Here is a 709-nt window from a genome sequence, read left to right as displayed (position 1 = left end):
TTAAATGGAGTGTCTTCTTCCCAGTTTTCGCAATCCACATCGGCCAGATCGTTATTCAGTAAGTAATCCAATTCGGCTAAGCGGCTGTCTAAGCTATTCGTATAGGGACAATCCGATATGTCGATGGAGTGAAAGAGCCTGATGCACTCCGCATACAGCTCGATAATCTTTTCAGGGCTTTGTTCATCTTCATACTCTTCCGTGCAAAGGACGCCATCGGCCTCACTCATGAGCAGATTGCTCCAGCCATCATGCCGTTCAAAGTGCAGGACCTTTGGAACAGGCAGCTTTCCTTCCAGCCATAGCATCATGTCCTTTTCCCGTTCCACATCATAGGTGGTCCCTTTATACCGGCTGTCCGTCATTTTTAAATATAGGTTTTCATTTTCTCCCACCAGCTTATATACCTTAGCAGGAGACATTCCTTCCGTATCTTTTACGCAGCGGTATTTTTCGATCAGTTTTTTCAATTCCGGTGATATTCTCATTTTAGCCATTTATTATTTCCTTCCTCTTTTCTACAGTATTTAAAGATACCCCAAGAAGCTAATTATAACAAGACGAACTCCAATTCACTGTTCCTTGCATTCTAAAACCTTAAATACCAGAAAACAGCTTTTTCAAAGTTGTTTTCAAAGTTGGCGTATAACATAGTATCGACGGAGCCGATTTTGAAACCACAATTATGATAGAATTTACAAGCTATAAG

Annotated in this window: 1 protein-coding gene and 1 pseudogene; both read right to left on the bottom strand. The window is 41.2% G+C overall.

Translation table 11 applies throughout. From position 1 onward, the window contains the following. The coding region (locus tag ACFOY6_RS24240) for a phosphotransferase (protein WP_379652473.1) at positions 1–497 on the bottom strand (497 nt) is incomplete at its 3' end. Positions 498–589: 92 nt separating this feature from the next. Next, positions 590–709: pseudogene (locus tag ACFOY6_RS24410) on the bottom strand (GNAT family N-acetyltransferase); the annotation flags it as partial.

It is taken from the genome of Teichococcus aestuarii, assembly GCF_042651065.1.
GTDB classification, from domain to species: domain Bacteria; phylum Pseudomonadota; class Alphaproteobacteria; order Acetobacterales; family Acetobacteraceae; genus Pseudoroseomonas; species Pseudoroseomonas aestuarii.
This window is presented reverse-complemented; position numbering and strand designations above follow the sequence as displayed.